Source organism: Vibrio sp. Evd11 (assembly GCF_900382755.1).
Taxonomy (GTDB): domain Bacteria; phylum Pseudomonadota; class Gammaproteobacteria; order Enterobacterales; family Vibrionaceae; genus Vibrio; species Vibrio lentus.
On sequence record NZ_OSDX01000080.1, the window covers coordinates 1 to 19,589 of the forward strand.

The 19,589-nt window shown below is 43.2% G+C and carries 17 protein-coding genes; 9 read left to right on the forward strand and 8 right to left on the reverse strand.

Features of this window, described 5'->3' with window-relative positions:
- Nucleotides 1–103: 103 nt before the first annotated feature.
- Entirely contained in the window at nucleotides 104–1,102 is a 999-nt protein-coding gene (locus ED652_RS21365) for a porin (RefSeq protein WP_004731820.1), read from the reverse strand.
- 375 nt (nucleotides 1,103–1,477) lie between these two features.
- Between ED652_RS21365 and ED652_RS21370 the strand changes: the two genes are divergently transcribed.
- On the forward strand, nucleotides 1,478–2,497 hold the full coding sequence (locus ED652_RS21370; protein WP_122056093.1) for a succinylglutamate desuccinylase/aspartoacylase family protein: 1,020 nt from the start codon (nucleotides 1,478–1,480) through the stop codon (nucleotides 2,495–2,497).
- A 313-nt stretch (nucleotides 2,498–2,810) separates the two neighbouring features.
- Here ED652_RS21370 and ED652_RS21380 read toward each other — a convergent pair whose 3' ends face one another.
- The 5 genes from ED652_RS21380 to ED652_RS21395 all read right to left on the reverse strand — a co-directional run bounded on the left by ED652_RS21380 (nucleotide 2,811) and on the right by ED652_RS21395 (nucleotide 7,627).
- The gene (locus ED652_RS21380; RefSeq protein ID WP_065111405.1) at nucleotides 2,811–3,530 is read right to left on the reverse strand and encodes a DsbA family protein; all 720 of its coding nucleotides are present in this window, start codon (nucleotides 3,528–3,530) and stop codon (nucleotides 2,811–2,813) included.
- Between the two features lie 123 nt (nucleotides 3,531–3,653).
- On the reverse strand, nucleotides 3,654–4,223 hold the full coding sequence (locus ED652_RS21385) for a protein disulfide oxidoreductase (protein ID WP_065111404.1): 570 nt from the start codon (nucleotides 4,221–4,223) through the stop codon (nucleotides 3,654–3,656).
- Between the two features lie 3 nt (nucleotides 4,224–4,226).
- Nucleotides 4,227–6,290: a protein-disulfide reductase DsbD gene (locus ED652_RS21390; protein ID WP_122056103.1), complete on the reverse strand. Its 2,064-nt coding sequence runs from the start codon at nucleotides 6,288–6,290 to the stop codon at nucleotides 4,227–4,229.
- A gap of 95 nt (nucleotides 6,291–6,385) precedes the next feature.
- Entirely contained in the window at nucleotides 6,386–6,862 is a 477-nt protein-coding gene (locus ED652_RS23835; protein ID WP_162929973.1) for a hypothetical protein, read from the reverse strand.
- Nucleotides 6,863–7,378: 516 nt separating this feature from the next.
- Nucleotides 7,379–7,627 carry a hypothetical protein gene (locus ED652_RS21395; RefSeq protein ID WP_017105653.1) on the reverse strand — a complete coding sequence of 83 codons (249 nt, stop codon included), beginning with the start codon at nucleotides 7,625–7,627 and terminating at the stop codon, nucleotides 7,379–7,381.
- Nucleotides 7,628–7,878: 251 nt separating this feature from the next.
- Here ED652_RS21395 and ED652_RS21400 point away from each other — a divergent pair, with 251 nt between their 5' ends.
- From ED652_RS21400 to ED652_RS21425, 5 genes are all read left to right on the forward strand, one after another.
- Nucleotides 7,879–9,483: a mechanosensitive ion channel family protein gene (locus ED652_RS21400; RefSeq protein WP_122056095.1), complete on the forward strand. Its 1,605-nt coding sequence runs from the start codon at nucleotides 7,879–7,881 to the stop codon at nucleotides 9,481–9,483.
- A gap of 182 nt (nucleotides 9,484–9,665) precedes the next feature.
- Complete coding sequence (locus ED652_RS21405) at nucleotides 9,666–10,499, forward strand: regulatory protein RecX (protein ID WP_122056096.1); 834 nt, start codon at nucleotides 9,666–9,668, stop codon at nucleotides 10,497–10,499.
- A gap of 379 nt (nucleotides 10,500–10,878) precedes the next feature.
- Nucleotides 10,879–11,841 carry a DUF3187 family protein gene (locus ED652_RS21415; protein WP_122056098.1) on the forward strand — a complete coding sequence of 321 codons (963 nt, stop codon included), beginning with the start codon at nucleotides 10,879–10,881 and terminating at the stop codon, nucleotides 11,839–11,841.
- Between the two features lie 164 nt (nucleotides 11,842–12,005).
- Nucleotides 12,006–13,046 carry a porin gene (locus tag ED652_RS21420; protein ID WP_122056099.1) on the forward strand — a complete coding sequence of 347 codons (1,041 nt, stop codon included), beginning with the start codon at nucleotides 12,006–12,008 and terminating at the stop codon, nucleotides 13,044–13,046.
- A 145-nt stretch (nucleotides 13,047–13,191) separates the two neighbouring features.
- On the forward strand, nucleotides 13,192–13,503 hold the full coding sequence (locus ED652_RS21425; RefSeq protein WP_029223302.1) for a hypothetical protein: 312 nt from the start codon (nucleotides 13,192–13,194) through the stop codon (nucleotides 13,501–13,503).
- 133 nt (nucleotides 13,504–13,636) lie between these two features.
- On the opposite strand, the gene ED652_RS21430 is transcribed toward ED652_RS21425, so the two are convergent.
- Nucleotides 13,637–15,484: a M3 family metallopeptidase gene (locus ED652_RS21430; RefSeq protein WP_122056100.1), complete on the reverse strand. Its 1,848-nt coding sequence runs from the start codon at nucleotides 15,482–15,484 to the stop codon at nucleotides 13,637–13,639.
- A gap of 220 nt (nucleotides 15,485–15,704) precedes the next feature.
- On the opposite strand from ED652_RS21430, the gene ED652_RS21435 reads away from it, so the two are divergent.
- The 3 genes from ED652_RS21435 (at nucleotide 15,705) to dbpA (ending at nucleotide 18,952) form a co-directional block, all read left to right on the forward strand.
- Complete coding sequence (locus tag ED652_RS21435; RefSeq protein WP_122056101.1) at nucleotides 15,705–16,298, forward strand: hypothetical protein; 594 nt, start codon at nucleotides 15,705–15,707, stop codon at nucleotides 16,296–16,298.
- A gap of 217 nt (nucleotides 16,299–16,515) precedes the next feature.
- Nucleotides 16,516–17,424: an aldo/keto reductase family oxidoreductase gene (locus tag ED652_RS21440; RefSeq protein WP_122056102.1), complete on the forward strand. Its 909-nt coding sequence runs from the start codon at nucleotides 16,516–16,518 to the stop codon at nucleotides 17,422–17,424.
- A 148-nt stretch (nucleotides 17,425–17,572) separates the two neighbouring features.
- A complete protein-coding gene (gene dbpA / locus ED652_RS21445; RefSeq protein WP_009844770.1) occupies nucleotides 17,573–18,952 on the forward strand; it encodes an ATP-dependent RNA helicase DbpA in 1,380 nt (459 codons plus the stop codon).
- 84 nt (nucleotides 18,953–19,036) lie between these two features.
- Here dbpA and ED652_RS21450 read toward each other — a convergent pair whose 3' ends face one another.
- Nucleotides 19,037–19,210: a hypothetical protein gene (locus tag ED652_RS21450; protein WP_017077429.1), complete on the reverse strand. Its 174-nt coding sequence runs from the start codon at nucleotides 19,208–19,210 to the stop codon at nucleotides 19,037–19,039.
- Nucleotides 19,211–19,589: the final 379 nt, after the last annotated feature.

The window sequence follows — 19,589 nt, forward strand, 5'->3', positions numbered from 1 at the left end:
CAGACCACAACGGTATGCTAAGAACAAAAATGCCGTCACTCTTAAGTGAACGGCATTAGAGCTATTGCCCAACCTTTTAGTCTGTATCTAAAGCCGATTTAGATTAGAAGTCGTAGCGTAGACCTAGACGAAGAGAATCTTCGCTTTGTGTCTCTAGACCCGCAACTTTTACATCGTCTAGGTTGTTTAATTGGTAAGCAACGTAAGTACGGATAGACTTGTTGAACTTGTATGTACCCGTTAACTCGAAGAAATCAGCTGTATCTACAGTGATGTTCTGTGTCGCGTCTTTTTCTTGTTTTTGGTACAAAGCAGCCAATTCAAATTGATCGGTTAGTTTGTACTTAGCCGCAACTTCTACACCAGAGAACTCAGTCTTAGCTTTGTCGTCTAGGTCACCCATTGTGTAGGTTGCACCTAGGTATAGAGCATCCATTTTGTAGTTGATACCAGCAATTACAGCGGTTGCAGAGCCATTACCCGCACCATTGTCATTACCTGAGTAACCAAGACCAAAACCTAAGCCCATAGGCAATGTGTAGATACCAGAGATACCGTAACCGTCTGTGTCTTTATCTTCGCCAGCAATTAAACTTGCCTTCAACGAAAGAGCATCAGCATCGTAAGCGTACACGAATGTGTTGTTAATCTGCTCGTTGCCCGCGTTAATGAAGGCTTTTTGATCACCTGAGTAGATAGTAACATCCGACATTTCTGAGATTTGAGCAGCGGCTGTATCTTGACGACCTACCGAAACAGCACCAAAGTTACCTTCAAGGCCTGCGTACATATAGCGTTGTTTAAAGTTATCAGTTTCATCGTTATCCGCTGAAGAATTTACGCCTTGTTCTGCTTCGTAGAAACCGAAACCAGATAAATCGCTAGTGATTTCAGTAGTACCGCCAACATTTAAACGCACACGGCTTTTATTTTTCATGGTTCCGTCGATTTCTTTACCGCCTGAACCAATGAAATCACCACGGAATTCTGCACGACCACCAATCTTAAGCTCAGTACCATCAGAGCTGTAAACTGTTGCTGCTAGAGAAGAACCTGAAACTAGTGCCGCTACCACTGCAGAAGCTAGAACTGCCTTTTTCATAATCACTTACCTTGTATTTTAAAATCCGTGAGCAATGTGCTCTCCGTTTCGATATGAAGCTAATTTAGAGCAGATAAATTAAGCTTTCATTTCTATAAAATTACATTTTCGTGAATAGGGAACTTTTTAAGTGTTGATTTTATTGCACTTTTATTTCAATGGATTGAGTAATTAGTGAATAGTTATACAAGTTCAGGCGCTTTTCTATTGGTCCGTTTAAGTTTTGATTAGCGGTTTGTTCGCGGTAGTTGAACAGCAATGAAGGTAAATGGTGAACTCTTGTCGCCGAATAACAGTTTGTGCTGGTGGTTATATCCTCTATGATGCAAAAACTTCAAAGCGAATAGATTCTGCTCAACAGGACGGAGAGGTTTCATGAAAACAGAGTACTTAGGTGATGTTTTACAAGGTAGACAGGTTATTGGCTCCTTGAATGTGGACGACCTACCCACTGGGGAACACCAGTTTTGGTTCCAAGTGACCAGCGATGGGCTAGGGCAACCGAAAAATATGCCAGTATCTGTTTTTAAAGGAAGCCAAGATGGGCCAAAGTTGATGATCACCGCCGGTATTCATGGTGATGAGTTGAATGGTGTGTTGGCTGCTCAACAAATTATCAGAGATCTCGTTGGCAAGAACTTAACTGGCACTGTGACTATTGTGCCTACGGTCAACTTGTCTGGTCTGTTAAATCATAGCCGCGATTTTATCTCTTCTGATCCGGGTTCATGTCCGGCTAATCTCAATCGACTTTTCCCTGGTGATTCACATGGTTTAGCCGCTGAGCGTTTTGTGGCTTCATTATGGGAGCGCTTACTCAAGCACAATGCAACGTTCGCGGTTGATCTTCATACCCAAACGCGCGGCGCGGTTTATCCTCTCTATGTTTTTGCTGATTACCGGATTGATCAATGCTTGGAGATGGCGAGATTAATGCAACCCGATTGCGTGCTCAATGATCCCGGCGACCCAGGTATCTTAGAAACAGTATGGAACCGAAGTGGTATCCCAAGCATCACGGTCGAAGTGGGAATGGGGAAATTTACTCAGCCTGATATGATTCAAAGGGCGGTCGACGGAGTGTTTAATATGTTGTCTTACTATGAGATGTCCGAGGCTGTCGGTGAGCAAATAACAGAGCCTAAGCAACTTCCCGATCCAGATTGGATTGAAGGCAACAATGTTGTGTCTATTCGTGCCGATATCGGTGGTTTTGTTCTACCTCAGGTTGAACTCCTACAAAGCGTAGAACAAGGTGAGTTGTTAGCCATTCAATATGATGCATTTGGTAATGAATGCCGTCGCTATCACGCACCGTCTGCAGGGCGTGTCCTTAGCTATAATGTGGATGCATTAAGGGAGCCGGGGGCGCTTGTTTGCCGCTTATTGAGCTAAGCCTAAGTTAGAAAGTTGCTGGATCAGTAAACTTACCGTCATTTGAAGTGGGTAAAAAAAGACCGAGCAGAGCTCGGTCAAAGGACAGTTGTCTAGAGTTAACACGTCTTTGGACTCTTCGACATAACTGCTCTTAGAGTAACGAGAATAAATTAAGAACCCATTGCGAGATGGTGACACTTCGACTGCTTTTTTGTTTCAAAAATAATATCGGAAAACATCATCTTAGGTTCATGAAAAAGCCGACTGCGAGTTATGCTAGTCGGCTTTTTATTCTCTTCTCTTTCGAATCTTTATTTCTATCTAAACTTGATTAAAAAGCATCATCCACGATGTCTTTTAGTCGATCGTAAGGTACATAGCCCGGTAGAACCTGATCATTCATCATCATTGTTGGCGTGCCTGTTAAACCCAGAGCGCTAAAGGTTTGATGGTTGGTCATTAGCGTGTTCTTTTGTTCACCTGTAGTGTCCAACTGGGCTTCTGTTCCTGTTTTCTTCGCCACAGCTTGTAGTGAAGATTTTGTGTGGCTACCACTTTTTGCCATCAGCAGTCTGTTGACTTCAGGGAAGGCTTCTGGATTATCTTTCCATACTTTCATCGCGTATAGAGCTGCATTGGTATCAAGGCCATCGACTTGCTGCTGCTTAAATGACAAGTACACATTGATGATTTTGATATCACTATTTTCAGAAGCTAATTTCACTAAGCCTTTCTCTAAGCGTTTACAGAAAGGGCAGTTGTAGTCAGTGAAGTTAACGATGACTGATTTTCCGTCAGGGTTGCCCGTGATTGGGTGAGTGTCATTGTTATATAACCAGTCGTGACTCTCAGCTTGAGCTTTCTTTGCTTGCGCTTGGCCTGCTACATACTGCTCTAAACTGGTATGCAGCCCTGAAATCGTAGAAGGGTTCTCCTTCAGGAACTGGTTAATTTCTTCGAGTTGCTGGGTTTGTTCTGTGCTTAACTCAGCGAAGGCACTTGTACTCATTAGTGAGCCTAAAATCAGTGTGCTAATCAGATGCTTTTTCATGTTGTTTATTCTCTAATTCTTGATAATCGTGAGCACGTTTTGGGTCGCGCTCACGGTATTATTGTTTGTTAAATTGGCTTTAATCGGTTCATTTGCTCTGCTCTGTTTTTCTTAGTGAGCGAGTTATGCAAAGTAGGTTCTTAACCACAGGCCGATAGGGGAAGTAACGCCGGTTGCGATACTGCTGATCTTTCCATCTTTGATGATGACAATACTTGGCGTGACATTGACTCCCCAACTTCTGCTGATCGATCCAGAGAGATCATTGATAACAGGGAAGTCATACTCTTTGGCGTCTAAGAAGCGCTGAACACGTTCGTCAGGGCCAGATGAAAGTGCGACAGAAACTACTTGATGGGAGTCGCTGAAGCTATTAACCGTCGGGCTCACCAATTTGCATGCGCTACACCAAGTCGCCCAAAAATAGACAATAACGGGCTTACCGTTTTTGCTTAGCTCGATAACATCAATATCCTCACCTTGGATCGACTGACCCACGATTGGAATCGCGTCTCCTTGAGGCATGCTTCTGCTGTGGTAAAAATCCATGGCAAACGAAACCACGCCAACGATCAGTATCATTGAAACGAGTTCCTTCCCCCACTTCTTAAGACGGCTTGGCTTTTTGGTTTCAGCCTTTACAGCGTTATCTTCAGCAGAGCTAGGCTTTTGTTCATTGTTGGGCGTCTTCATCAATTATCTCGCAGCGTCGATGGCTTGAATAACAGTGTCACTGTCTAGAATCACGGGCAATGGAATACCATTTTTGTAGCTCGGGCCATAAACGATATTAAATGGCACACCAAATCGCCCATTACTTTGTAAGTATTGAGTGACGCTTTCACTTGGTGTTGTCCAATCGCCTTTCATCAAAACAATGTCTTCTTGTTGCAGGTGGCTGTAGACAGGATCTTGAAGAATGACGCCAATTTTGTTGGCTTTACAGGTGATACACCATTCAGCAGTCACGTCGACAAAGACGGTTTTTCCTTCTTCGACCAACTGAGGGATTTGTTTCGCATCCAGTTTCTGCCAATCAAGGTTATCGACAATTGGCGTTGCCCAGTTATCAGCAGTAACACTACCGACGATCAATGCAGCACCAAATACCAAGGTTGTGGTTGCCATGATAGGAATCAGTACCTTGCGCCCTAATTTCATGCCAATCCAAATTAACACTGAAACGACGATAAACAGTGACAACAAGATGGTTGGGAACTTGCCAATGAATGGGTTCAGTAGGCTTGTTAACCACAGACTGGTGATGAACATCATTAAGCCGAATAGCAACTTAACTTTGAACATCCACGCGCCCGGTTTTGGCAGCAATTTAGTTAGGCTTGGGAATAACGCGAAGATCAACCAAGGTGCGCTCATACCAATGCCGAGTGCGATAAAGATAGCCCACAATTCTTGGTAACTTGCTCCAAGCGCATAAGCCACTGCGGTTCCTAGAAATGGAGCACTGCAAGGCGTCGCCAATAGTGTCGCAAACATGCCTTGGATGAAGTGACCTGAATGTGAGTCGTCGCCTTTGGTTGCCATCCAAGTGTTTAAGCCTGACGGAAGTCTGAATTCGAATAGACCGAGCAGGTTAACTGAGAACAGTAGGGTAATGATCAGCATGAACCCGATGAACCAAACATTTTGGAACTGGATTCCCCAACCAATCGCATTACCACCCATTTTTAGAACGGTCATGCCTAGCGCTAACAGTGCAAACGAAGTGATAACACCGGCAGCAGACGCTAGGAATGAAAGTCGGATGTGGCGATTTGAAGCACCTTGGTTCTGAATGATGCTGTTTAGCTTCATCCCTAATACGGGTAGAACACACGGCATGATGTTGAGAATTAAACCGCCCACTAACGCAAAGCCAAGCATGACTAGAAAGCTGTTGTTGCTTGTTTGGTAAGCTATCGGGTCTGACCCAACTTGCGCGGTCATCTCTTCAGCAAAGTTAGTATCTGAAACGGTAATACTCACTGTGCGATCCGTTAAGTCGACCTCGCCGATCCAGTTACTCACATCGAATACTGCGGTCATTGTATTGTCTGTGATGTGGACGGTTGGTGGAGAGAAGAAGTCATCAAGCACTTCTTGTCCATCAATCAATACCATCGGTTTATCCCAGCCTTCCTTACTTGTTAGCTGAGTCACCAGTTGTTGTTTGCTTTTATCCCAGAACAGGCCGTTCACTGAAGTGCGGTTAGCTTCTCGTGGAGATTGGCTCATGCCTTGATTGAACAAGAACATCGCTTCTTCATCGAGCTCTAATGTTTGCGGATCAATCGGCAGTTCGATGTCGTAATCGGTTAACACACAGATATTGGTACACGACGGAAAGGTGAACGACGCCTTGAACAGTGCTGGCTTCGTGTTGTCTTTCAGTGTCAACGTAACGGGAAAGCTGACGTGCTTTTTGTAGCCTAACGTCATCACGTCGAGTTGTTCGTAGTACTTAGGGATCGGCCAATGCCACTCTACCGACTCTATGTTTGTTGAACCAGACCAGTCCCAACTTGGCGGGATACCACCTTCGCCGGGGCTACGCCAATAGGTTTTCCAATCGCCATCGAGAACGACATCAAGCACCGTTTGAATCTTAGAGCCGTCGTCCGATTGTTCCCCCGTCGACATCATTCGCATCTTGACTGGTGGATGTTCAGGCACGCTGAGCCAGCCCGTCGTCTGTGCCAAAGCAGTAAATGACGTCATAACCAAAAAGGCAGTGACTAGCGTTTTCGCGCATGTACGCATGCAGAATGCCAACGAATCGACAAACTTAGTTAGTAGTGTGTTGTACACAAATGTATCTCCAAAAAATAAATAAAAGGGTGTAGTAGCCCGGTTATTTACTCTCTAAATATACAGTGCTTTAGATGTAAGCGGTGTTTTGTAGGTCGAGAAGAGCGATGGTTATCTCTAGACAATCTCGATATGTGCGGTGATAGGCTGTACGCAACAGCAATAAACAGGATAAAAGGAATCAGCCAACCTGTTTTAGGTGTCGCGAAGGTGAGCATTTTTGAGCTTAGGCTGCACGCGCTAGAGTTTGGCGCTGACAGAGTTTTAGACGCTTCTGAACCAAAAACGCTGGCATAGAGCTCAGACATTTTATCGAAAGATGCGACGATTGCTTGTGGGTGGCTAGTTTCTGCGCCGACAAGTATTGACTGTCCAATTAAGGAAGCTGAAGTGGTTACTTTGATTGCAGACAGCGTACTCGCCAGACAGGTTACGATAACCAGTCCGGTAAGGAACAGCGCCCAAAGCGAATGCTTTTGTCGGCGGTTCTGTTTAGATAAGAAAAGTAATGGTGTATTCAGCAAATCAGTCAGTATTCGAATCAGTTAATAGTTAATAGCTCAAGCGAGCTTGCAGAATTGCGGCTAGCTTAGATAACTTTGCTCTGAGCTACAAGTCATATAATTGTCAAAGCAAAAGGGATGCATAAATGCCAAACCTAGCGAGTGAGGCATCAAGCATCAGCTTAAGTTCATAATAATTTGTTCTTTTTCTCTGACCGCTGCTTTTCTCATCAACGTGATTGTATTTATCATCAAAGTAGTCGTTTTCTAATCAAGATAATCGTTTTCTAACTAAGGGACTTGTTTCTAACAAAGGTGAGTGTTTCTAGCCAAGGTCACTTTTTTTAGCCAGATACTTTTTTCAAAGTAACGCTTTTAAGCGCGTCTGTTGCGCATATATGAGGGGCAGCTTGGTTCTCTTTGAAAAAGATTAAGTAAATAGCAGACACAAAAAAGCCCAATTGCTCGTTAGAAACTGAATTGGGCTTTTTCCATCAGAGCTTAGTGCCCGAAACTCAAAGGCTTTGCTCGGTTTACTTAGTGAGTACGACGAGGGCCGTTGCGAACTAAGTCTTTACCATTTTCGAATACTTCTTTAGTGATCCAGCGAGCAAGTAAAACCTTGTGACTGCTGTTGAATACTGCAACGAAATGACGACCATCAGAGTTATTGGTTGCCATACCTACGCCTTCAACGCCTTCAAGACCTAAGCCACCCGCTTCCACTGAAATTAGGAATTGTTCTAGCTCTTCTAGCGTCTCAATAATATCAAGTTCGTTGTTCATTTTATGCTCTCTTGCTGTGTGCCAACATCGGATTTTAGGCGTTTTAGTACATGCGCCTGAGAAGAAGTATTGGTCGTTGTTCTTTGTTGGTTGCGTACTTTACAGGTCATAAGAGGGGATTGGAACTCTCAAATATTAGATACGAGCTGATATTTTGCGATTTTTTAACATAACATACGTTTAAGTGCTTGTTATCCATATTCTTTTTACTACTATTTAGAGGGTCAATTTAGACATTAATAGGAATTAATATGATGAAGGTTTGGCGTTGTCTATTTTTAATGTTGGCGTTTGTCGCATTCGGAAGTTTTGCGCAAAGCGTGGAAAAAATAGCAGTAGCACAAGATCAGTTAATGCTCGATCTGGCAACACTAGAAACGGCGCACGATGCTGAAAAACCCTTTCTTGAAGATATATTAAGGCGTAAGAACCAAGCCTTACGCGAAGAGATCTTTTCACAGCTGTCGTCAGATAAAAAAGAGGGGCTTGATGTCACTCTTGCTCAGCAGGTTGAACTCTTACAAAAATTGCTGTCATTGAATGAAGTTAAAATCATCTCAATGAGCAAAGAAAACCGTTCGGCTGAAGGTGATGTTAAAAAACGTCTTGAGTTACGCATTCAAAAACGAATCGGGATGATGGATGTCTATTATCAGCAGCTTGCTAAGACACTAGATTGGTCGAAAGAGCGCGGTGTGGATGTAGCTGTACCGGAAGGTGAACTTAAAACGGCACTTGTTGGTCGTTCTAAATATCTGACTAATGCCATTCTTTACACCGACACACAGCGACAAGATCTCGAAGCGCGCCTGTCTTTCGTCAGTGAAGAAGAGAAAACGGTCATTAAAAAGGAGCTTGAACGATTCAGCGAGCGAACCAGTGTTATGGTGGCGAGCTTAGAAGAGACCATCACGTTAATGGAACCGTATGGCGTGGATGTGACCTCTTATAAGCGTGTGCTTTTGGCAACGACGGGTGATATCAACGCTGACGTGTTGGATGTTGATGTCGCACTTGAACTGCTCGATGGTTGGTTACGTTCGTTCAGCTCATGGGCTTTCGAAAATACCCCTTCTTTTATCGTTAAACTCGCTCTGTTTCTCGGTATTTTGTATATAACTCGCCTTATTGCTAACGTCGCTCGCAAGACCGTTCGTAAGAGTGTCTCGCACTCTAAAATGGACTTCAGTGTATTGATGCAGGACTTCTTTGTATCAATTGCATCCAAAGCGGTCGTGTTTGTTGGTTTGCTGATCGCCCTGTCTCAAATCGGGATCGAGTTAGCTCCGTTATTAACTGGTTTCGGTGTGGCGGGTGTCATCATTGGTTTTGCATTGCAAGATACGCTGTCTAACTTTGCATCGGGCTTGATGATCTTGATCTACCGCCCATATGATGTGGGAGATATGGTTAAAGTCGCTGGCGTGCAAGGCAAAGTAAAAGACATGAGCTTAGTGTCGACAACCATTCAAACCATCGATAACCAACGCTTGGTGATCCCAAACAACAAGATCTGGGGTGACGTGATCAACAACATCACAGCAGAGCGTGTGAGACGTGTTGATATGGTTTTTGGTATCGGTTACTCAGATGATATCGATAAAGCAAAATCGGTATTGAACGACATCATTCTTGCTCACCCTCTAGTGTTGAAAAAACCAGAGCATATGATCAAGCTTCACACCTTGAATACGTCTTCAGTTGATTTTGTTGTAAGACCTTGGGTTAAGACCGACGATTACTGGGAAGTGTATTGGGATGTGACGGAAACCGTGAAGAAACGCTTCGATGAAGAAGGCATCACGATTCCATTCCCTCAACGTGATGTACATGTTTACAATCACGAAGAGAGCTAATCCAAAAAGAATTAACTACGGCTTAAGGTCGATTTTTTCTTAATGCGAAATTAAATGGACGCTGAATAAGCGTCCATTTTTATTGGCTGTCAGTTTATATTGAGCTTCACTCTTTTAGGTAACTCAACCACCTTAGAATTAAGTTATGATGGGGTAGGCTCAATCTGGACAGTTGAAAGCGAATGGATGATTCACAGCAAAAAACGAATGGTAGAAATACAACGGTAAGAAAAGCGACGCGAATTGAAAGTGTTATGAACTCTGCGATGTGGCATTTAACTCAGAGAGATATGACGGAAAGTGAGTTGGTAGCGAAGCTCAAAGTGAAAACCGACAATCAAGCATGGATCGATGAAACGTTGAATACTTTGAAGGGCTTTGGGTATCTCAAGTCTGACCAAGTGTTTGCTGAACAATTCGTAGAACAAGCGTTCTCAGGTGAATTTGGTTCTCGGTATATTGTTGAAAAATTGAAAAAGAAAGGCCTGACGGATTCAGTGATTTCTGATGCAATCCATAAAGTGTCTTTCGAAAAGTCTATTGATGAACAGACCATCCTGATAGACCGAATCAACCACTACTACTCAAGCTTTACCATGAGCCGTGAAAAGCTGGTTGCGACGCTGAAAAAGCGTGGCTTTAGCTATCAACAAGTTAAGGTAGCGATTGATCAGCACCCACAAGCGCATGAACTGAAGAGTAATATTCAAATTAAGGCCGAGAAAGCCGACTTGGAAAAAGAGGTGCTTAAGTATGCTCGTAAAGGCAAAGGCTTGACTGCCATTCGGCAAGAGCTTAGACAGCGACAAATCGACACCAGCGAACTGTCATCGCTCATCGATAGGTTAGTCAACGAAGAGCAGTTAGACTTTTACTCTTCGTGCTTAGAGCAGCTTCAGAAGAAATCTTATGATCTCAACGATCACAAAGAGCGCTCAAAGGCGTACGCAATGTTAAGTCGCAAGGGTTTCTCTTCTGACGAGATTAGATTTGCGTTGAGTGAAGGCAATGAGTAGCTGGTGTTATTGAGCTTAAGGCATATATAGTGGAGTAACCATCTAGCCTCAGAAAAATCGAAGCTTTGAATATATAGCAATTTCAAATATATAGCAGTTTCAAATATGTAGCATGTAGCTGCTGAAGGCATCGAGCAGCTTGCTTCAGACCAAGTTGTTTGAAAATTCTTAGGGTTGCTATTAATAAGAGAGGTTGATTGTTTCATTAATAGTTGTTCAAAACTTCGATTTTTTATAACTCGTTAGTCTAGATGCTAGAGTGATAATCGGTAGATTTACTGCATTAATTAAACGGTGTTTTTTAATAGAATCGGGCATTTATATAGCCGAGAAAAACACAGTGAAAAGTTTAAGAGCGTTACTGAGCATTGCAGTCTCGATGTTGACCTGTTTTCATCCCACGACAAGTGCTAACGCATCTCCAATGTTTGTGTATGCGCAGTCTCCAATCCATTCAAATGTACTTTCCACACAGCTTCGCTCTGCTGAACCGAAAAGAGTTGGAACCGTTGAATTCAAGTCTTCTTATACGCAGGCCAGTATATGGGCACACACGGACGCTTACGCTCTCGATTATTATCAAAATCAATCCCATATTGCGGTTCAATGGCAAGCTTCACCTATCTGGAAAACAGAGGTGGATTACCGAATATTAACTGCAAAAGACAATGGGCTGGACAGTTTTGTTATGGGCTTTCATGATCTTTTTGGCATCGGTCAGAATGGTCGTGACCAAGTAGCGGAAGATCAGTTCACCATGGGCTTTCACAATGCAGGTATCTATTTGTCTGACTTTGAGGGGGATGACTTAACCAACGCGCTGACGTTCTACAATGAGCTGCTACTTTATTCTAGAGGGGCGACGTCGCTCTCTGCCGGTGGCTCTTTGTTTTATAACAACGTCAGAAGTGGGCAATTTGCGAGAACAAGTTTTGAGCAAGGCGTTCAGATTAACTACAGCTATATAACTTCAAGACACAGTATTTTTTCAACGATTGGACTTGTGCATCGAAACAGCGATGATTCTCAAGCTAGCTCGGACAACCTAAGCCTTGAGAGCTCAAACCTTGAAACCTCAACTATTGAAAACCTTAGCGCAAGTTGGGCGATAGGGTACGAGTATCGGTTGAATCAACGTCATAGCTTACTGATTGAATCTCTTAATTATCAAGGGTGGGCGACCAACGAACCTGATTTTTCTGAACCTTCCAATGAGATAGTTTTGGGCTATCGCTATTGCTTTAATCAACTCGCAGTCGAAGCGTTAATGGTTGAAAATATCCGAAATATGGATAACAGCACTGATATCGGCTTCACTCTCGGTTTTCGTTTTTCAATGTGACGCTGGAACCAAAATTAAGTCCAATATCAACATCTAATAAATTCACATTAGTTATAAAATTTCAGTAGTTTTACGGTATATCAACGACTCGATTTTTTGAACAATAGCACCACTCCAAAAGGCCTGACTAACAAGCCCAAATAAATATATAGGTAGTGGTTATTATGAAAAAGACATTAGTAGCACTTGCGATTGCAAGCATTTCAACTTCAGCTTTCGCTGTAAACACAAGCAGCCAAAACAGCCAAAACGAAGACATGTTTGCATTCGATTCAATGCACAAAGATCAATTCTCAGTATCAGGCTCTTTCGGTGTTGGTGGTTACTACGACACGGGTTCTAAAGCGTTCTACGATGACTGGGCAACGGGTCTTACTCTTGCCGTAAACTACCGTAACAACCGTATTGTTGGTTACTTCGAAACTGACATGATGGTGAACTATACGACAGACAATAACGTTTCAGCGAATGATTCAGCTAACTACAAGTGGACAAACGGTATCGATACTGGCCCAGCAGCGGACGTAGACAAAGCTTGGCTTGGTTTTGACACTGGTTTCGGTATCGCTTCATTCGGTTGGGAAAATGATACAGCGCTAGATAAAGTTGACGGTGCTGGCGATAACACTTACGAGTTTGGTGCGACTGCTGGTGATGCTTCTGACGGCTTTAACGTTGTTAAATTCCAAGGTGCAACAAGCGGCATTGCTTACGGTATCTCTTACTTCGAAACGAAAGACTCTCGCAACGATGAAGGCTTCGACAAAGGCGTGAACGGTTACATCGGTCTAGAGCAAGAAGTGTTCAACCTATACGCAGGTTACGAAAACCGTGATTACGAAGCTGATTACGAAGTTTACACGGTAACGGGTAACTTGAAAGTCGGCGCTCTTAAGTTAGGTGTGAACTCTTGGATTGAAGAGAGTGACTCTGTTAAGAACACCGGTTACTACGTTTCAGGTGGCTACACAGTTTCTGAAGACCTAACAATCGCAGCGGGCTACGCATCAAGCAACAACGAACTTGACGGCCAAGCGGATGTCGACGCTTCTTACATCAACATCGCTGCAATGTACCGTATCTCTGATAACGCTGACATGGGTATCGATATCAAGCAAGATCTAGACGGTTACCGTATAGGCGAAACTAGCGCGCAATACGACGAAGAAACACACGTATTCGCAGCAGCTTATTACTACTTCTAAGAGCTTTGAATTTGATTGCTATGGTGTAATCGCTTGCCCGGTCGTTACGCCATATTCTCTTCTTTATGCAGTTTAAGCATCCACAAATCGACATGTGGTATGCCACTCAAGTGTTATGAGTGGAATTATTATTTGGAGAAATGTAATGGTTAAGAACATTACTGCCAAGGGTGTTATTTACGGAAATGATACTCTGTTTACATGTAAACCGAATCGAAACGGACTATTTGAATTGGCACGTAAACATGGAAGAGTTGCAGGTACTCGCCCACAAGATCTCAAGAACAAGGTTTATGCTGAATCTCTTGATGAAGCTTGGAAATTACTCAAAACAGAGAAGTTTTATATTGTTTTGACGGGGCAGGTATTTGGCATTCATCGAAAATCACTAAGAAGCGCTGATTCTGTTGATGTTGAGTTTAATACTGAAACTCGCTCGACATGTGTCACGGTATAGATCCAAAGCTGAATAAAAAAGGACGATAGATTATCGTCCTTTTTCCGTTTAAGTTTTTGTTCAACCTTGCTTACAGAGGCTCAAACACAATCTATCGACTGTTATTGTTGACTATTGTTATTATCGACTATTGCTATCGGCCGTATTGCCCAACGATAAATTGCTCAAACTCATCACACATCTTGTTGTTTGATTCATCATTATTCGCCAACTCTGTCGCCCCATCCACGATCGATATCTTTGCATTCAAATCGGCGACTGGCGCGCGTTTTCTTGTCGACAGTTGTTTAATCTTTTGCTCTTCAATAGCCCAAGCTTCTTGCGGTGATAAGTTACACTCGTCAGCGAGATATTTGGCATTAAAACCTTCCCCAGTCAGGCTTTCGATTGTACCGTTATGATTCACGCTGTTGCCTTTATGCCAATAGTGTTTCGCCAACAAAGGTCCAATCTCAGGGTTATCTGTTAAGTAACCAAACTTGTCGGTGAAATAAGCACGTGTTTGATACACCGCCATATGAGCCAATAGATAACCTTGGTATGAGCAAGATGCTTCATCAGACAATAAGTGAGGGATCGCCATCAGTGGGCGAGGGCTGCAAGCCAATCCAAGAATTGCCTTTTCACTGCTACGAGCAAGTGCTATGACTTTTTCAGGCGTGAGGTCTTCATCAGCTAATTCGTACAGTGCTCGCTCGAAATATGGAACCACAAGAATGCTGCGCTCTTGGTAAGCTCGGAAGGGCTGTTTGTTGTCGATGATGGCTTTAATTAGATCATCTGGCACAGGTTGCCCGTCCGCATTTAGCGCGTACTGTTTTAGCCAATCGGCGTCATTCAATAAGCTGTCACAGAACATGGATTGAGTTTCGGCATAAGCCATCGATGTTGGTGCAAATTCTTGAGAGAAACAAGGCGCGTTCATTTTAACGTTAGCAAAATGTGCCGCATGACCACCCTCGTGAAATAGCGTGTTGATGCCATCATAACCACTGCCAATTTGATCGGGCTTGGCGTTGCTAGTGAAGTTAACTTGTGCGGCCACCCAAGTGTCTTGATCGTAGAAAGAAGGGACAGGGCCATGACAGAAGCCGTTTGGGTACTTACCTTTGCGATCAAGCAAATCCAATTTTAATGTCGCTTGAGAATATTCGATGTTGAGGCGACCAAAAGATTCGATCCAGCGTCTTAGTGACTTTGAAAATGGTACATAAGGGTCGAGATCATTCATAACGTCACCAGCAAAAGAGTAGGTGAAATTATGGGCTTCTAGAGCACTCTGACCTTTTTTCTGAGTTAAGCTCTCTAGGCTTTGTTGATGGCTATCTCGCGTGCGAACTTCAAAGTCATCCAGAATTGTAAACAGTTGCTCAGTTGTCATTTGCTCGGTTTTAACGACGGAATAATCAAAAAAGGTTTTGAAACCCAGCGATTGAGCAAACTGGTTGCGTTTTTTGATGAGTTCAATGAAGCCGTCAGCCAGCAGCCACTGCTCTAAGCCTAATAGCGCTTGATGAGCAGAAAGTCGTACTTTCTCATCACTGTTACTTCTAACCGCAGCGCCTAGAACTGGTAATGATCCTTCCGTTTCTTCACTCGCTTCATTCACGTAAGTCATTACATGATTTTGTTTTTTCTCAAACAGTTCAGCTTCAAATTTGATGAGATCAGCTTTAAGCTTCTGTGACTGTTCAGATTCAATAGCGTGAGATCTAAAAGTCGCTAACCAACCGTTCAGTCCGGTTAATGTACTTTCTTTTTCTTGAGGATCTTGAATGTCATCGATAGCAGCTAGTTGCGTTTCGATAGCCGCAATTTGTTCGGCAGAGCTAAGAAATTCAGTCCATTGAGTCTGCGCGAGTGTTGAGCCATTATGGTCGTCACTGATCCCCATATAAGTATCCCAAAAGAAGTCTTCTTTCGCTTTATGAGTCGCAAGATATTTTTGGTTTAGTTGGTTGAGATAATTAGTTGCAGTCATGACGTTCCTTGTAAATTAATCAGTAATTTCAAAATTATGACACATTCATTGGATGTATTGTGTGACGATAGATATAACAGAATGCAACTCTGCTTAGTATCAAGTTTGTTAATATTGGCCATGAGCAATATTTTTCGCTTGAAATTTGCGCCCCAAACGGGTGTTTGCTGATTGGTCACGTATAATGGATGCTTCATAACGCGCGAAGTAAGCACAATTAATGAGAACTCTTCCTACCTTAATCCTACCTTTGTTATTGGCTCTGAATGCCACTTCGTTTTCTGTGCAAGCGAGTGAAAGCTGGTGGTTGCGAACGGTATTCAATAGCAGCCCAACTCAACCGAGTTCGCAAAACTATATTAACGATATCGATCTCATGGATTGTGGCGAAATCGAAGGCACTCTATTGTGCAGCGACCTCACTCAATATTACGATTTGGATGTTTATGTTGAACTGGAGTTGGGTGACTCTAGCGTCGAAGTGGTTCGCCTTAATCTGCCATATTCGAACCTAAGTTACACAAAGCTTCAGACATATCTTCGTCAAGATGGCTTTGCTCTTAGTTCAATTCGCATTGGAGAGGATGATTTTGATGTCGTCGCTCAAGTTGAACAAGCGAAACGTGAGGGAGTTGGTTACGACAAGGTAGATAAACAACTCGTCGAATTCATCAACTCACCACATCAATCCTCTGAACAAGTGAGTGTATGGAATGTGCCTAGTTCTTCCTCATCTTCTTTTAGTTCTTTAGCTCCTTGGGTTCAGTTACATAGTGATGGTGACAACTTAACGGTTGAACTAAATTGTCTTTAATTGCTCAAATTTATAGATGGTTTCATCATTCATCAGAGTAAACAAGCCTTTCAGGAGAACGGCTGACGGGCAGACAGCAAGTTATAATTCATTTAAGTGTTCGTTTTTCTGTGGCTCTCACATTTTTAGTAAGCGTTTACCTTTGCCATTTGTTATACGTTGAGCCTTCGGTAAAACGAGCTTAGGATACGTTCAGTATTGATAAAGGAGACAACCCATGGTTGCAAAAGTAACGGTAGCGCCACAAGGCCCAGAACTTTCTGAGTTGGTGCAAGGATACTGGCGTACAGCAGAATGGGGTATGACCCCGCAACAACGCCTGACTTTCCTTAAGCAGCACATTGATCTTGGCATCACAACTGTTGATCACGCGGATATTTACGGTAACTACCAATGTGAAAAGTTGTTTGGTGAAGCATTAGCGCTTGAGCCAAGCCTCCGTGATGATATCCAAATCGTCACTAAGTGCGACATCAACTTGTGTGGTGACCACACTCTAGATCGTAAGATCAATCACTATGACACCAGCGCGCACCATATTTACCAATCAGTAAATAATTCTCTAGAGCGCTTGGGTGTAACCGAACTGGATGTATTACTGATTCATCGCCCAGATGTACTGATGGATGCAGATGAAGTAGCAGAAGCGTTCGCTGAACTGCATAAGGTCGGTAAAGTTAAGCATTTCGGTGTTTCTAACTTTTCACCGCGTCAGTTCGACTTACTGCAATCACGGCTAGGTAAGCCACTGGTGACTAACCAAGTTGAAATCAATCCATTGAACTTCGAAGTCGCCCATGATGGCACGCTAGATCAACTGCAGATGAACCGTATTCGCCCGATGGCGTGGTCTTGTCTCGGTGGCGGTAGCATCTTCAGTGGTGATTCAGCACAAGCGATTCGCGTTCGTGATGAGCTAGAGGCAATTCGCCAAGAAGTGGGTGCAGACAGTATTGACCAAGTGATTTACGCTTGGGTTCGTCGTTTACCATCGAATCCGATCGCGATTATTGGTTCAGGTAAGATTGAGCGCGTGAAGACGGCCGTTGATGCACTGAAAATCGAACTGACTCGCGAGCAGTGGTACCGCGTATGGGTTGCATCTAAAGGTCACGGTGTGCCATAGAAAGCAATTTGTATAGAAGTAAAAGCCAGCTAACAAAGCTGGCTTTTTTGTGTTCGCCTAACATGTTTCTTCAAAACTGTGATTAAGGTGGAATAATTTTCAAAAACACTCATAATGCACTCTGTTTTTCACCAGTTGGATATTTCCATTGAGCACTTCAAAATTCTCTTCAATCGCCCTTAAACCAGAGCTTCTAAATACGCTAGATTCTCTTGGTTATACTGAAATGACGCCTATTCAAGCGTTAAGTCTTCCTACTATTCTGGATGGCAAGGATGTTATCGGTCAGGGTAAAACGGGTTCAGGTAAAACAGCTGCTTTTGGTTTAGGCGTGCTGCAAAACCTACGCGTTAAGCGTTTCCGTGTTCAGTCTTTAGTGTTATGTCCGACTCGTGAGCTTGCAGACCAAGTAGCAAAAGAGATCCGTACTCTTGCTCGTGGTATTCACAATATTAAAGTGCTGACATTATGTGGCGGTATGCCAATGGGCCCACAAATTGGTTCATTAGAGCATGGCGCACACATTCTTGTGGGCACTCCTGGTCGTATCCTGGACCACCTAGAGAGAGACCGTATTGACCTGTCTGAGTTGAACACACTTGTGTTAGATGAAGCCGACCGCATGCTGGAAATGGGTTTCCAAGATGCACTAGATGCTGTTATTGAGGCAGCACCAAAAGATCGTCAAACGTTATTGTTCAGTGCAACTTTCCCTAAACAGATTAAATCTGTTGCAGACCGCATCATGAATAACCCTGAAATGGTGAAGGTTGAATCAACACACGATCACTCAAGCATCCAGCAACACTTTTATAAGGTTGAAGGTACTGAAGCTCGTGATGACGCACTAGAGCTAATGCTTCTTCATCATCAACCAGAGTCAGCGGTTGTGTTCTGTAATACTAAGAAAGAAGTACAGAACGTAAACGACGAGCTAAGCCACCGTGGTTTCAGCGTTATTGAGCTTCATGGTGACATGGAGCAGCGTGAGCGCGACCAAGCTTTGGTTCAGTTCTCGAACAAAACCATCTCTATCTTGGTTGCAACAGATGTTGCTGCTCGTGGTCTTGATGTTGATAACCTAGATGCTGTGTTCAACTTTGAGTTGTCTCGCGATCCTGAAGTTCACGTACACCGCATCGGTCGTACTGGACGTGCAGGAAGCAAAGGTGTCGCTATCAGCTTCTTTAGCGAAAAAGAGATGCACCGCGTTGCTCAAATTGATGAGTACATGGATATGCCAATCGAACCGTCTCAGTTGCCAGCGAAACCAATTGCTAAGCCGTACTACTCAAACATGGTAACCATCCAAATTGATGGTGGTAAGAAAGCGAAACTTCGCGCAGGCGATATCCTTGGTGCGTTGACAGGCCAAGGCGGTATTGATGGTAAGTCAGTAGGTAAGATCAACTTGTTCGCGATGCGTGCTTACGTTGCTGTAGAAAGATCAATGGCTAAGAAAGCATTAGGTAAAATCGAATCAGGTAAAATGAAGGGTCGTCAATTCCGCGCCCGAATTCTGAAGTAATTCGAGATTGTCCCCCTTTACTGCTAAGTCATGCTAGTGATAATGCAGTAAAGGGTGTTCCACAGTCAGTAACGTATCAAGCGTTTATTCATCAGGTCTGATCGAATAGAAATCGTTGATATGTCTTCCTTCGCTAAGATACCAAGTCATCGCTTCCTGTCGATTATTAGCGGATATCGTAATTGTGGTTAGTCTTCCATCGTCAAAATAACAAAGCTCGTACTCTAACTCGCTTGTATAATGAGGAGTAGCGGCCATAGCTTACCTCCCAAATATTAATCATTTGAAAATAAATAAACCATTCGTTTATAGGGTTCGTTTACATCAAATGAGCAATAAAAATCAAATCACATCACTGCCATTAATTATTTTTAGTTTAATCATTTGCCGAAATAGCTAGATTAGCAAGTCTGAGTCTCAATTTATCTCAAAGGTTTTACAGCCACTACTTATTAAGGCTACTTTTATAAGAGCTAGAACGAGCGTTATAAGAACTAGAGCTAACCTTAAAAGGGTGAGTTAATGGATTTTAGATTTGCTGAATATGGTGAGAGGGTTAAATGAGAAAGTGTCGATGGTCAGGGCAAGATCATGAAAACCCCTTATGGAATAAGGGATGACGTGAAGTAATATTTTC

Excerpts from the sequence above, each read along its gene's own strand:
- ED652_RS21420 (WP_122056099.1), top strand. The coding sequence starts at position 12,006 with ATGAAAAAGACATTAGTAGCACTTGCGATTGCAAGCATTTCAACTTCA.
- ED652_RS21440 (WP_122056102.1), top strand. The coding sequence starts at position 16,516 with ATGGTTGCAAAAGTAACGGTAGCGCCACAAGGCCCAGAACTTTCTGAG.
- ED652_RS21435 (WP_122056101.1), top strand. The coding sequence starts at position 15,705 with ATGAGAACTCTTCCTACCTTAATCCTACCTTTGTTATTGGCTCTGAAT.
- ED652_RS21385 (WP_065111404.1), bottom strand. The coding sequence starts at position 4,223 with ATGAAGACGCCCAACAATGAACAAAAGCCTAGCTCTGCTGAAGATAAC.
- ED652_RS21415 (WP_122056098.1), top strand. The coding sequence starts at position 10,879 with ATGTTGACCTGTTTTCATCCCACGACAAGTGCTAACGCATCTCCAATG.
- ED652_RS21400 (WP_122056095.1), top strand. The coding sequence starts at position 7,879 with ATGATGAAGGTTTGGCGTTGTCTATTTTTAATGTTGGCGTTTGTCGCA.
- ED652_RS21365 (WP_004731820.1), bottom strand. The coding sequence starts at position 1,102 with ATGAAAAAGGCAGTTCTAGCTTCTGCAGTGGTAGCGGCACTAGTTTCA.
- ED652_RS21450 (WP_017077429.1), bottom strand. The coding sequence starts at position 19,210 with ATGGCCGCTACTCCTCATTATACAAGCGAGTTAGAGTACGAGCTTTGT.
- ED652_RS21390 (WP_122056103.1), bottom strand. The coding sequence starts at position 6,290 with ATGCGTACATGCGCGAAAACGCTAGTCACTGCCTTTTTGGTTATGACG.
- ED652_RS21405 (WP_122056096.1), top strand. The coding sequence starts at position 9,666 with ATGGATGATTCACAGCAAAAAACGAATGGTAGAAATACAACGGTAAGA.
- ED652_RS21430 (WP_122056100.1), bottom strand. The coding sequence starts at position 15,484 with ATGACTGCAACTAATTATCTCAACCAACTAAACCAAAAATATCTTGCG.
- ED652_RS21370 (WP_122056093.1), top strand. The coding sequence starts at position 1,478 with ATGAAAACAGAGTACTTAGGTGATGTTTTACAAGGTAGACAGGTTATT.
- ED652_RS21395 (WP_017105653.1), bottom strand. The coding sequence starts at position 7,627 with ATGAACAACGAACTTGATATTATTGAGACGCTAGAAGAGCTAGAACAA.
- ED652_RS21380 (WP_065111405.1), bottom strand. The coding sequence starts at position 3,530 with ATGAAAAAGCATCTGATTAGCACACTGATTTTAGGCTCACTAATGAGT.
- ED652_RS21425 (WP_029223302.1), top strand. The coding sequence starts at position 13,192 with ATGGTTAAGAACATTACTGCCAAGGGTGTTATTTACGGAAATGATACT.